We start from the raw sequence: 12,898 nt of genomic DNA, 5'->3' as shown, positions 1-12,898 counted from the left end.
GTAGGCACGTAGATCGTCGTGTGTCTCCGTCGTACGCGGCGGGCGCAGGTCTTGTGGGGGTCGGTGCGAGGCGGGTGAAGGGTGGGGAGGGCGTGGGTACGCTCGCCGCGTGCCGATGCCGAGCGAGTTGTCCACGGACCCGAACCAGCGACTTCGCTTCTCTTTGCTCGGCCCCCTCCAGGCCTGGCGGGGCGACACCGCGCTGGAGCTCGGGCCGGTGCGTGAGCAGGCCCTGCTCGTCGCGCTGCTGCTCCGGCCGGGCAGGACCGTCAGCCGGCAGCGGTTGCTCGACGGGGTGTGGGGGACGGAGCCGCCCGGCACGGGAACCAGGGTGCTCCCCGTCTACGTGCACCGGTTACGGCGCCGCCTGGATCTCCCCGGGGAGGCGCGCTCCGCGATCGAGACCGTACGCGGCGGGTACCGCTTCGCTGCCGGCGGTGCGTGTGTGGATGTGGCGCGCTGGGAGGAGGCCGTCGCCGAGGGGCACGCAGCGAAGCAGTCCGGGGGCCCAGACTGCTCGGTGGACGCGTGGTCCCGCGCGGTGGACGCGTGGAACCGGGCGCTGGAACTGTTCCGCGGTGAGCCCCTGGCCGGGATACCGGGCCCCTTCGCGGAGGGCGAGCGACTGCGGCTCGCGGAGCAACGGCTGTTGGCCGTACAGGAGAAGGCCGACTGTCAGCTCCGCTCCGGGCGGCATGCCGAGGCGCTGGCCGAACTGTTCTCCCTGACGACGGCCCACCCCTACAACGAGGCGTTGGCCACCCTGCTCATGCGTGCCCTGCACGCCGCCAACCGGCAGGCCGAAGCGTTGGACGTCTACGCGACCGTGCGCCGCCGCCTGGTCGACGAGCAGGGCGTGGAACCGGGCGCCGAACTGCGCCGGGTGCACGCGGCGGTACTCCGTGGCGACGAACGGTCCGGAGCGATACGGGAACGGTCGGCGGCGGAGCGGGAACCATCGGCACCGGCACCGGCACGGACGGGGGCGAAGCCGTCAGCCGCGCCTCAGCCGCGCCCGGACGACTCGCCCCGCAAGCACCGCGCCCGGTATGAACTGCCCGTCGACACAAGCAACTTCACCGGCCGCGAGCGGCAGTACCGCCTGCTCGTCGCACCCGCGGACGACCAGGAGGTCACCGTCCGGGCGGTCGACGGCATGGCGGGCGTCGGCAAGACCGCCCTGGTCGTGCGCGCGGCACGGGCCCTGCGCGGCCGGTACCCGGACGGCTGCCTGTTCGTGGAGCTGCACGGGCACCGCGAGGACCGCGGGGCGGTGGGACGGCAACGCGTTCTGCGCCGATTATTGCGGGCGGTGGGGGCCGGCGAGGGACAGGACTCCGAGGACCTGGACGAGCTGGCCGCGTCGTGGCGGGCGGCCACGGCCTCCCTCCGGCTGCTCCTCGTACTCGACGACGCCGCCCGCGCCGAACAGGTGCGCCCCCTGCTGCCCGCGGGCCCCGGCACGCTGGTGATGGTGACAAGTCGTCGGCGGCTGACGGGCCTTGACGTGGACCGCAGGGTCTCACTGCCCCCTCTCGGCATCGACGAGGCGACCGAACTACTGACCCGCATCGTCGGCGGTGGCGAGGACGGCGTCGGTGACGAGGAGGCGACGGAAGCGGAGGCGGAAGCTGGGGCGGGCGCTTGGGCGGGAACGGAGGCGAGAGCTGGGGCCGGAGCTGCGGCGGAGGCCGCTGGGGAGGCGGGGGCTGGGGAGGCGGGAGCTGGAGAGGCGGGAGCTGGGGAGCCGGGGTCGTGGGCGGAGAGCGGCGAGGACTTCGGCCGGGAGCGCGCCGCGGCGCGCGAGCCGACCGCGGCGGGCGAGCCGACCGCGGCGGGCGAGCCGACCGCGGCGGGCGAGCCGGCGGCCATGCACGAGTCATCCGCGGCACGCGAGCCGGCCGCCGTACGCGAGTCATCCGCGACACGCGAGCCAACCGCGGCACGCGGGCCGAGCGCCGTGCACGAGCCGGCCGCCGTGCACGAGTCAGCCGCGGCACGCGAGTCGGCCGCCGTACGCGAGCCGACCGCCATACGCGAGCCGACCGCCATGCACGAGCCGGCGGCCGTACGCGAGTCGGCTGCCGTACGCGAGTCATCCGCGACACGCGAGCCGACCGCCATACGCGAGTCATCCCCGGCACGCGAGCCGAGCACGGTGCGCGAGCCGAGCGCCGTGCGCGCGTCGGCCGCCGTGCGCGAGCTCGCCGCCTTGTGCGGGCGGCTTCCGCTGGCGCTGCGGATCGTCGGCGCGCGGATCCAGGACCGCCCGCCCTGGGCGGTGGAGGCCCTCGCCGCCCGGTTGACCGACGACGAGCGCCGCCTCGACGAACTCGCGGTGGAGGACCGCAGCGTAGAAGCCGCGTTCGGGGTCTCCTACGCCCAACTGCCCGCCGCCGAGCAGCGCGCCTTCCGCGTCCTCGGGCTCTCCCCCACCGTGCGGCTCGACCGGCTGACGCTGGCCGCCCTCCTCGACCAGCCGGCACCCGACGCCGAACGCGCCCTGGAGAACCTGGCGGACGCGAGCCTGGCGCAGCGGGTGACCGTCGACCGCTACCGCCTGCACGACCTGGTCGCGGTGTACGCCCGCCGCGTCGCCGCCACGTCGCCCGACGAGGCGGCGGCAGCGCGGGAGAGGGTGCTCCGGCTGTACGTCGCCGCCGCCCGCTGCGCCAGCGACTGGGGAACGTCGTCCACCCCGACCGGCCCCCAGGGCACCGGCCCCTTCACGGGCTGGGAGGAGGCCACGGCCTGGCTGGACGAGGCGGGCGGCGAACTGGTCGACGTGATCGGTCAGGCGGTGTCCTTCGGCCGGGTCGACGAAGCCTGCTGGATCGCCGAGGGCCTCGTCGACTACCTCACCAGACAGGGCCGCTTCCACGAGTGCCGCACCACGCTGGAGACACTGCTCCCCCTCCTCGACCGGGCCACCGACCGACGGATGGACTCCGCGCTGCGCATCGGCTTCGGCATCCTGTACGGGGTCCAGGGCCGATACCGGGAGGCCCGTGCCTGGTTCACCGAAGCGCTGAACATCAGCCGCCGCGCCGACGACCGCCATGAGCAGGCCCGCGCCTCGGCCGGCCTCGGGACCTTCGCCAATCTGGAGGGCCGGATCGCCGAGTCCATGGAGCATTTCGCGGAAGTCCTGCGCCTGGCGGGCGAGTTGACGCACGACGACTGGCTCACCGGCTCGATCATGACGCGGGCCGGCGACATGCACCACCAGCTCGGCGAGCACGACAAGGCGTACGACCGCTACCTGAAGGCGATCGCCCTGGCCGAGAAGGCGGGCAGCCCCCGGCTCCTCGGCAAGACCCTGCTCCGCCTCGGCGGGCTCCAACTCGACCTCGGGCGGCCCACCGAGGCCGTCGGCACCCTCGGCAAGGCCGAGAGCCTCGCCCGACGTCTCGGGGACGTTCCCCTGTACGCCGCCGCCCTGGACCGGCTGTCCACGGCCGAGGCGGACCTGGGCAACCCGGAGGCGGCCGCCGACCTCCGGCGCCGGGCGCGCACCGTCCTGGACGAGGCGACCGACACCGCCCCGGAGATCGCGTTACGGCACCGGCTGCTCTGGCACGAGGCAGTGGCCGAGGGCCTGTCCGGGTCCCGCGACTTCTTCGAACGCGGCACCGCCCTCCCCGAAACCGACGCCAACCGGGCGCGGATCTCCCGCGTACTGGACGACCTCGGCGACCGAAGACCGGGACGGGGCGGAGGACCGGGACCAGGACGGGGCGGAGGTGACGGTCCGGCCGGCGGGTGACCGGCCGGACCATCCCTCCCCCACCCCGCTCCCCCGTTTCCCCCGTTCCCTCAGGAGCCCTTCAGCCCCTGAAGCCCTACTGGGTTACGCCTACCGGCTCACACCGGGTCTCCGTTCTGGTTCAGCCACTCGACGCCGTTCTGCCCGGTCTGGGTGAGGCTCTTGGGAATGGCGACCGCCGGATACAACGGGTGCAGGTTGATGTACCCGGGCGCGTTGGTGAGGGACCGCAGGTCGCACACCGGGTCGCCGACGATGCAGAACCGCCTGACCGGAATCCCGTCGAAGTCCATCGGCCCGGCGCCGGGCGCGGAGGCCACACCGGGAATGCCGAGCCCCTTGGGAACACGGGCCCCGAAACCGGTGTCGGGCTGCATCGGGTCGGCGTAGAGCATGCCGTCGACCTGCGAGCGCGGCACACCCGTGTCGCCCTTCGCGATCTTCTGGAGCACCACGTCGGCCGCCTGCGCGCCCTGGGAGTAGCCGGTGATCGTGAGCCGGGCGTCGGGGTGCGCGTCGTGGGTGTCCTGCGCCGCCTTCAGCCCCCTGTCGATGCCCAGTTGAACGCTGGCGTCGTACGTCGGCGCGGTGAGGGCCTCGGGGTTGACCTTCCCGGAAGGCTCGATGAGGCCGCCGGTGGGGCCGATGATCGGGCCCGCGGAGGCCGGGTAGCACACCTTGATCGCGGTGTCGCCGAGGCCGAACGCGCTGTTCGCGGCGTCGTACGAGGAGTTGCTGTTGGGGCAGCCGTCCTTGTTCTCCGTGGGACCGGTGCCGCCGATCTCGATGTAGTAGTGCCCCGCGTCGGCCGCGCCCTCCGCGTGCGCGGCCGGCGCGAACGCGACGCCGCCACCGGCGGTCAGCACCGCCGCCACGGCAGCGGCCCGAACCGCCCCCGCCACCCTGCTCTTCCTCGACATGCGCGAAGCCGCCTTGTGCGATGCCGCCATGTGCGAAGTCGACATGTGCGATCCCCCTTGGGTTGTGGACGTACCGGTCAACCAACGCACTTGACGCTAGGCACGGGTGATCACATCCCGTTGACATGTGGATGACAGCGCAGGTGACACGGCCGCGGCACACTCACTCCGTGCCGGGGAGGGGGCTCCCCGACACCCCCTGTCACGCGTGCTACGCGCCGTCCCCGCCGCCGACTCCGCCGCCGTCACCGGCATCGCCACCGGCCGCGCCGGCACCCGGTGACTTCTTCTTGCGCCCCAGGACGACCGACGCACCGCCGACCAGGACCAGCAGCACCGCGATGCCCGCGATGATCGGCGTCGCGTTCGAACTGCCCGTCTCGGCCAGGTCGGTGCCGGAGCCGGAGCCCGTGCCACCGACGGAGGCGGGGCTCGGCTGCGTCGTCGTCTGGGTGCTCAGACCGCCACCCGCCGTCGCCCCCGTCGCCGAGGTCGTCGCGCAGTCGAGCACGCCCCGTATCCGCTTCTTGAAACCGTGCGGCCCCTTGATCGTGAAGTCGTACGCCTGGTCCTCCTGCAGCGGTATCGTCACCGTCCGCGTCTCCCCGGCCGGGGTCGTGTACCGCGTGCCCATGAGCGTGAACGTGTACGGCGCGTCCCCATTGTTGGCGGCCGTGATGTCGACGCCCTCCTTCGCGCAGTTCTCCCGCCCGGACAGCGCGGGCACGGCGCCCTCGCTCGCCCAACTCGCCGTCGCGGTCGCCGAGACCGTGGACTCGCTGGAGCCCGCGAGGATCTGCGTTTGGCTGTTGGTGTCGGAGGCGAAGGCCCGGCCGACCGGAACCGTCGTCGACGCCTGCACGGTCAACTCCGCCGAACCCGCCTTCGACCCCTTGGGTACGTCGAAGTAGACCCGGCTGCCGTTCTTCGCGGTGGTGACGGGCTCGCCCTTCTCGTCGACGAGCTTCACCCCATCCGCGGCGGCCTCGACGGGCGGCATCACCGTCACTGTGTCGGCGTTCGTGTGCACGGTGACCGGACCGACCCTGTCCGCCGCACGCCTGTCCCGGTCCCGGTCCCGGTTCCGCCCCCGGTCCCCGCCCTCCGTATCCGCCCCGGCACCGGCACGATCGACGGATGCCTCGTCGTCCGACCGCGCGGACACGGCCTGCGGCGTCAGGGTCAGCGAGGCCCGCGGCTCCGCGAGGTCACGCGCGCTGCGCTGCAAATAGTCGGCGAGCTTCTCCGCGGCGGGGCTGACCGCGTCCACGTCGACCTTGCCCGCCTTCTCGGAGTATCGCCAGATCGCGACCTGTGTGCCGGCCGCGGCCTCCTGCTCGGTGAGGCTCCCCGCGTGCGCCTTGCGGGCGAGCGCGGCGAGATCGTTGACCTGCGGATACGAGTTCTGCAGGATCCAGCGGATGCGCCCCGCGTTCGCGTTGTCGTGCAGCGACGTACCGTCCCAGGACGTCTCCTGGTACTTGGCGTCCGGCTGCGTCGGATTGTGGAGGTCGACGCAGTACGTCTGGAGCGTCCCGCCGCCGTCGACGGCCATCCGGAACAGGCCCGCCGGTACCTTCTCGTCCTTCCCTGCCTCGTGGATCACGGCCGAGTCGTACGTCTCCAGGCCGACCAGCGCGGCACTCGCACCGCTCTGCTCCGTGGCACCGTCGTCGGCTTGCGCGACGCCCGCGCCGGATATCGCCCCTGCCGCCATCAGTCCGGACATCAGGGCCGCCGCGACGAGGCGGGCTGCGCCTCGTCCACGCCCTGCGGTCCGTGAGCACACAGAAAACACGTAATTCCCCTTCAGGCGGGACGGGTGGTCACATGGGGGGTGGTGTCCCGCCGGCAGAATCAACGCCAACCACAGTGATTCGGCTGGCCCTTGCACTCCCGTCCCGTCGCCGCGCCTGATGCGCAGAGGTCCCGACGAGCCCCGGAGTCACGCTCGGCATCCTAGGGAAATGATCTTCGGTGATCCCCGGAGCCGCCTTCCGGCAACCGATCCGAATCGCAATCGTTATCGCCAACACCGTTTCCGAGCTGGGCTTATCGACAAATCGCCAGCTTGCGGAGGTCGGTGGGTCACACTTCGACCACCGTGTTTCGGCCGCCTCGGCGCGCCCACGATCACGACCACGGTCATCCGACCGGCTGCGGCTGAGGCTCCGACTCCGACTCCGACTCCGACTCCACCAAGTCGGACTCAGGATCGGCCGGTTGTCGGTCACCCGCCTTGCCAGCGTCGACCTCGGGCCACGCTCCCACCCGGACCGGCTTCGCCCCGTCCGACGTCGATACATCCGACGCCGCGACGCCCGCCTTCGACGCATCCGCCTTGGCCAGCCCCGACTTCGCCGCATCCGACCGCACCACGTCCGACTTCGGCACGTCCCAAGGAGAATCACCCCGCGGCGCGCTCTCCGCACGGACCTGCTGCGTCCGGCGGAACGCGGAGGTGCCGCGCGACAGGTCGTGCCCGATCGCGACCGCCTCGATGTCCGCCGACGTCCAGTGCTGCCCGCCCCGCTCCTCGTCGCGCACCTTCAACTTGCCCTGCACCATGACCGGTTCACCGAGCGCCAGGGAACTCTGCACATTCGTCCCCAGAGCGCGCCAGGCCCATACCGTGAAGAAGTTGGTGTGCCCGTCCACCCACACGTTCTGCACCCGGTCGAAGCGCCGCGTGTGCGCCGCGAGTCGGAACCGGGCGACCGGCCCCGTCGGCAACTCCCGGAACACCGGTGTCGTCGCCACGTTCCCCACCACGGTCACCATCGTCTCGCTGCTCATCCGGAACCCCTCCCGTACCCCCGCCCGGCCCCGCTCGGCCAGGACGTCCGTGCGCGGCCCGAGCCCTTCCCGAGCCGCGATCACAGATTGCCCCCGCGCCGCGATCCCCGCCGACGCCTGTGTCCTACCCGCGGGTTGTGGAAATCCCGGCCACTCCCCCGGCGACCCGTACGTACTGCTCCCGCACCTCCCGGTACCGCAGCAGCTCCGCCGCGACGGGATCCAGCACCCGCGCCCTGCCACAGGCCGCGGCCGCGTCCCTGAGCCGCCGCTCGGCCTCCTGCCCGTACCGCCGCGCAGGCCCCTTCGCCGCCATCCGGCAGGACCACTCCACGCACGGCCCGCCCACGACCCCCGCCAGCACCAGCAGCAGCGGCACGCCCAGATTCGTCGAGAAAGCCCCGACGACCTGCCCCAACAGCCACAGCACACCCAGCACCTGAAGCAACGTCATGGCCACTTGGGCGAACACCGCGACCGGCCACCAGCCGGGCCGCGGCGGCCGCCCGGCCCCGTGCTCGTGCTTCTGGTGCTGGGACCTCTGGTGTCGGGCCGACGCGGCACCGGACGCGTTACCGGACCCGGCCGCCGTGCCGGAAGCCATATCGAAGGCGGCATCGGACACCAACTCGTCGAGCGCCTCGGGCAACCCCTCGCCGCCCCGCGTCGCGGCCTCCCGCACGGCCTGCCCCCACGCGGCGGGCAGCCCGGTCGCCGCGGCGTCGCCGACCACCCGCACCGCGTGCTCGACGCGCTGCCGGGCCGTGACCTCGTCGTCGGCGGGGGCCACGGGGACCGTGACGGTCGAGCCGACCGCGCGCCGGTCCTCGTACCAGCGCCAGAGCCTGAGCCACGGCGTGCCACAGGCCCGGTTGGCGCCCCGGCTCCACTCCCGCTCTGCCGCCTGGCCCGCTGCCGCCGCGCCGACGGCCTCGGCGAGCCGGTCCGCGAACTCCTCGCGGGCCTCCTCGCTCAGCCCGCTCTGCCGCCCGGTCGCGTACACCTGCTTGAGGTGTTCGGCGGCGGCGTCGACGTCAGCACCGATCCGGCGCGCGGCGGCCCGGCGTTCGGTGGTGACCTGGTCGAGGCAGTCGCGCAGATCGTCCACGCCCTCACCGGTGAGGGCGGAGAGCGGCAGCACCGTGGCACCGGGTTCCCCATACTCGCCGAGCGCGATGCCGTCCTCGTCGAGCAGCCGCCGCAGATCGTCCAGGACCTGCTCGACGGCGTCACCAGGCAGCCGGTCGACCTGGTTGAGCACGACGAACATCACCTCCGCGTGCCCCGCCATGGGCCGCAGATACCGTTCGTGGAGCATCGCGTCGGCGTACTTCTCGGGGTCGACGACCCACACCACGGCGTCCACGAGGCCGAGCACCCGGTCGACCTGCTCACGGTGTTCGAGCGCGGCCGAGTCGTGATCGGGCAGGTCGATCAGGACGAGCCCGTCCAGCGCCGCCTCGCCCTGCTGACCTTGCGCGGGGCGCCGCCGCGCGCGTCCGGGGATCCCGAGCCGGTCGAGCAGCCCGGCGGCCCCGTCCGTCCAACTGCACGCGATCGGCGCGGAGGTGGTGGGCCTTCGTAGCCCGGTCTCCGAAAGAGGCACGCCCGCGAGGGCGTTGAACAGCGTCGACTTACCGCTTCCGGTGGCTCCCGCGATCGCGACGACCGTGTGCCGCGAGGAGAGCCGCCGCCGGGCCACGGCCTCGTCGAGCACCTGCCCGGCCTCGGCGAGGGTCGCCCCGTCGAGCCGGGTCCGCGACAGCCCGACGAGCTCGCGCAGCGCGTCGAGCCGCTGCTTCAACTGCCCGTCGTACGTCCCCGATCCGGCCGGCACCGCCACCTCGCCGCCCTGCTTGGCGACGCGCCGCGCGATGAGCCCGTCGTCCCAAGGGCTGGACTCCGTACGCCCTTCAGGAATCTCCACACCCCGAGAAGCCCCAGCAGCCCCGGCAGCCCCGGCAGCCCCGGCACCGTCATCGACCGACACGGCCGACGCGGGCGAGGGGACTTCGGCGGTCGCGGGCCCCCTTGATCCTGCTCCTCCCGCATCACCGAGCTTGTCCGCGAGATCCGTCAGATCGGAGTCATCACCGGAACCGACACGATCCACGTAACCGGCAGGCCCGCCGGAACCGGCATGTTCGACAGCCCCCGCATGCTCGCCGGAACCCGCTTGCTCGCCGGAACCCGCCTGTTCGACGTAACCGGCGTGATCGACGGAACTCACAGGTCCTCTGGAACTCACGGGTCCGCCGGAATCGACAGGCCGGCCGGAACCGGCGTGATCCACAGAACCCGCCTGCTCCGTGCGTCCGGCGGGATCCCTGGGGTCGGTCTGATCCGTGACGGCGGTCAGCGCCCTCACCTCTCCTTCTGCAGCAGCGAAAGGGCCGCGATCAACTCGGCCTGGGATTCGGGGGTGATGTCGAGCGCGTCGAGCGGCGCGAGCCGGCGCTCGCGCTCGGCGCCGAGCACGGTGTCCAGGTACTCGCTCAGGAGCTGCCCGCCGCGATCACGCAGCCGCAGGGCGCCCTGGGCGCCGATCCGCTCGGCCAGGTTCTCGCCGGCGGCCTTGCCCCGGCGCCCGCCGAGCAGCCCGGTGGCGACGAGCGCGGCGACGGCCTCGGCGTCGGGCGGCGAGCCCTCCATGGCCTGGGCGGCGGCCCGCACCTCGTCCTCGGCGTACTCCTCGAGCACCCGCCGCCAGCGCCGTACGGCAAGACCGACCCGCTGCTCAACGGTCTCGGACTCGGGGTCCTGCCTACGCAGTTCGGTGGCACGCGCGCCGGGTTCATGGCGCCAGGCCTCGTCGACCTGCTCGTCTGCGGCGGTCACCGCACAGGCCAACAAGGAGCCGAGACTCTCCACCAGAGCGTCAAGCAGCTCTCCGGCGCCACAGTCCGCCGGGTAACTGCGCCAGTGCTTCAGCGCGTTCCCCGAGAGCACGCCACCGTCCCGCAAACGCTCGAGTACGCGCGCGTGCTCACTCTCGTACGCGTCCTCGACCGCGGAGGTGAGCCGGACCATGGCGGAGTGCTGGGCGGCGACGGCCGCGGCCAGTTCGGGCATCCGGGCGCGCAGCGAGTCGAGCGTGCCGCGGGCGGTGCGGGCCATGGCGCGGGCGCGGGCCTCGGGGTCCTGGGCGCGGTGGGTCAGCCAGGCGCGGAGCGGGGCGACGGCGGTGGCGGGCAGCAGGCCCCCGTTGCCGGTCGACTCCGGCAGTTCCGGCACGGTGAACCGCGGCACCTCGCCGAGCCCGGCCTTGGCGAGCAGCGCCCCGTACTGCCGGGAGACCTCGGCGACGACCTGGTGGGGCACCCGATCGAGCACGGTCACGAGGGACGCGTCGTACTCCTTGGCGGTACGCAGCAGCCGCCACGGCACGGCGTCGGCGTACCGGGAGGCGGTGGTGACCATGACCCACACGTCGGCGGCGCTGATCAGCCGTGCGGCCAGCACCCGGTTCTGGGCGACGAGGGAGTCGATGTCGGGGGCGTCGAGCAGCGCGAGCCCACGCGGGAGGACCCCCGAGGTCTCCACACGCAGCACCCGCTCCTCCTCGTCGGGAACGGGCTCGAGGTCGTCCTCCCCCTCGCCCTCCCCGTCCAGGCCGCCGTCGGCCTGTTTGGGCATCCACACGCGCGTGAGGTCGGGCAGCACGCGCATCCCGGAGAACCAGTGGTGGTCATCCGGATGGCAGACGAGGACGGGAGTACGCGTGGTGGGCCGCAGCACCCCGGCCTCGCTCACGACGCGCCCCACGAGCGAGTTCACGAGTGTCGACTTGCCCGCGCCGGTCGACCCGCCGACCACGGCGAGCAGCGGCGCTTCAGGAGCCCGCAGGCGGGGCACCAAATAGTCGTCGAGTTGTGCGAGCAGCTCGCCGCGGTTGGCACGCGCGCGTGGCGCCCCCGCGAGCGGGAGCGGAAAGCGCGCGGCGGCGACACGGTCGCGCAGCGCGGTAATTGCGTCGAGCAGCTGAGGCCGAACGTCCAAGGTCACCACACGTGAAGAATGCCCAATTTTGGCCGCATTATGAAGCATATGACCGCCTCTGCGCGCCGATAAGTTACGCGATAAGGCACAGGAAGCACACAGCGGGATGGAAGGGGCGACTGGGGGCGCAGGCATAACGAGTGCACAACACCAGAGGCGTATGACGCCAAAAGCGCTGCAGGATTCGTACCTACCTGCGATTATCGGGACCGCTTCACTGAACCTCCACATCGATCCGCGGAGGCGAAGCAGCAAGGGCAGGGACCCGGGAGCCCTATCCTTGTCCCCGGCAAGGTCATGGATCACCCCACATCCCCCGACCAAGCCACCGGCCACACACCGGCCCCCGTAGCTCAGTGGATAGAGCAGGCGCCTTCTAAGCGCTTGGCCGCAGGTTCGAGTCCTGCCGGGGGCGCCTTTCTTAGGCTCCGCTGCGGCGGGGCCTTTTTGCTGGTCGGGGCGGGTGCCGGGCGGCGCCCGGGAACCCTGGCCACTCCCCCGTCGATCAGTCGCGGGCCACGGATCTTGCGGCTGTCACCGGGTTTTCGCGGGTCGCCGTGGCGAATACGTGTCATAGTTTTCGGCGGCGATCAGTCGCGGTGATCCGGGGGGGGGGCCGGGTCGGCACCGCCCCCGGCCTCTCCCTCGACTTCGGGAGCTCTCCGGCCACTTGTGTGCCCCAGAAGGGCAGCACCAGAACGACGCCTCAGGAGGCGGACGGATCGATCTCGCCCGCGAAGACGATGACCTGGTCGATGAGGCTGCGGCGCAGGTGGACGACGTCCGTTCCCGCCAGGCGGGGGCCTCCGTCCGGTGTGGTGAAGACCCACTGGTACCGGGCCCACTCGCTGGGCATGTCCACTGCCGAGCAGCGCACCATCGTGCCCGTCCCCGCCGGGTGATTCCGGATGTCCAGCACGAACCGCTCGACCGCGGCGATTCCTTCGCTGCGGCCCAACGGCCCCCAGAAGACCACGTCCGAGGTCAGGGCCTGGGAGAGCAGGGAAGTCACATAGTTGTCGTCCGAGGTGTTGAACGCGGAGATGAACGTGTCGATCGCCGAACGTGCCGTCTCTTCCTCCATGCCCCAGTAATACCAGCCGTTGCGCGTGCGCTGGTCGGGTGAGCAGCACCAACTCCGCCGACCGGGCCCGGGTGGGGTTCGGGCTGCGGCGCCCGGCCAGGCGGTCACTCCTGGCCGGAGGCCCTGGAGGCTGCGGTCACCAGCACAGGGCGGACCCACTTGGCGAAGGGCTTCTGTGACGCCGGACCGCGACATATTCGTCATTCGGCGTCACAGTCCCCAGGACAGGGCGAGGCGTCGGTTCCCCTCCGGGCTGGTCAGGTCAAGGCTGCCGCGAAGGTCTTGCGGTGGGTGTCGTGAAGGCGTGTCCACTGCGGACCAGTGGAGGCGCTC

6 protein-coding genes, 1 tRNA gene and 1 pseudogene are annotated in these 12,898 nt (G+C 72.4%); 2 read left to right on the top strand and 6 right to left on the bottom strand.

The window, feature by feature from the left end; genetic code table 11:
- Window positions 1-115 precede the first annotated feature (115 nt).
- The gene (locus tag ACP4E5_RS28690; RefSeq protein ID WP_425841728.1) at window positions 116-3,766 is read left to right on the top strand and encodes an AfsR/SARP family transcriptional regulator; all 3,651 of its coding nucleotides are present in this window, start codon (window positions 116-118) and stop codon (window positions 3,764-3,766) included.
- Window positions 3,767-3,864: 98 nt separating this feature from the next.
- Here the strand turns inward: ACP4E5_RS28690 and ACP4E5_RS28685 are convergent, their stop codons facing one another.
- From ACP4E5_RS28685 to ACP4E5_RS28665, 5 genes and pseudogenes are all read right to left on the bottom strand, one after another.
- Window positions 3,865-4,731, bottom strand: coding sequence for a cutinase family protein (locus tag ACP4E5_RS28685; RefSeq protein WP_425833583.1), 867 nt, complete (start codon window positions 4,729-4,731; stop codon window positions 3,865-3,867).
- A 166-nt stretch (window positions 4,732-4,897) separates the two neighbouring features.
- On the bottom strand, window positions 4,898-6,415 hold the full coding sequence (locus tag ACP4E5_RS28680) for a Cys-Gln thioester bond-forming surface protein (protein WP_425833581.1): 1,518 nt from the start codon (window positions 6,413-6,415) through the stop codon (window positions 4,898-4,900).
- Window positions 6,416-7,074: 659 nt separating this feature from the next.
- Window positions 7,075-7,482: pseudogene (locus ACP4E5_RS28675) on the bottom strand (single-stranded DNA-binding protein); the annotation flags it as partial.
- 124 nt (window positions 7,483-7,606) lie between these two features.
- Window positions 7,607-9,850, bottom strand: a complete 2,244-nt coding sequence (locus ACP4E5_RS28670) for a YfjP family GTPase (RefSeq protein ID WP_425833579.1) — start codon at window positions 9,848-9,850, stop codon at window positions 7,607-7,609.
- On the bottom strand, window positions 9,847-11,490 hold the full coding sequence (locus ACP4E5_RS28665; RefSeq protein WP_425833577.1) for a dynamin family protein: 1,644 nt from the start codon (window positions 11,488-11,490) through the stop codon (window positions 9,847-9,849). The genes ACP4E5_RS28670 and ACP4E5_RS28665 overlap by 4 nt, the downstream gene beginning before the upstream one ends.
- 333 nt (window positions 11,491-11,823) lie before the next feature.
- Here ACP4E5_RS28665 and ACP4E5_RS28660 point away from each other — a divergent pair.
- Window positions 11,824-11,896, top strand: a tRNA-Arg gene (locus ACP4E5_RS28660).
- Between the two features lie 291 nt (window positions 11,897-12,187).
- On the opposite strand, the gene ACP4E5_RS28655 is transcribed toward ACP4E5_RS28660, so the two are convergent.
- On the bottom strand, window positions 12,188-12,565 hold the full coding sequence (locus tag ACP4E5_RS28655) for a nuclear transport factor 2 family protein (RefSeq protein WP_425833575.1): 378 nt from the start codon (window positions 12,563-12,565) through the stop codon (window positions 12,188-12,190).
- Between the last annotated feature and the right edge of the window lie 333 nt (window positions 12,566-12,898).

The sequence above is a fragment of the Streptomyces fractus genome (genome assembly GCF_049844455.1).
GTDB lineage: Bacteria > Actinomycetota > Actinomycetes > Streptomycetales > Streptomycetaceae > Streptomyces > Streptomyces fractus.
This window is presented reverse-complemented; position numbering and strand designations above follow the sequence as displayed.

Bases quoted from the DNA above. Each gene is read 5' to 3' on its own strand.
- ACP4E5_RS28690 (WP_425841728.1), top strand. From the start codon at position 116: ATGCCGAGCGAGTTGTCCACGGACCCGAACCAGCGACTTCGCTTCTCT.
- ACP4E5_RS28685 (WP_425833583.1), bottom strand. From the start codon at position 4,731: ATGTCGACTTCGCACATGGCGGCATCGCACAAGGCGGCTTCGCGCATG.
- ACP4E5_RS28680 (WP_425833581.1), bottom strand. From the start codon at position 6,415: ATGTCCGGACTGATGGCGGCAGGGGCGATATCCGGCGCGGGCGTCGCG.
- ACP4E5_RS28655 (WP_425833575.1), bottom strand. From the start codon at position 12,565: ATGGAGGAAGAGACGGCACGTTCGGCGATCGACACGTTCATCTCCGCG.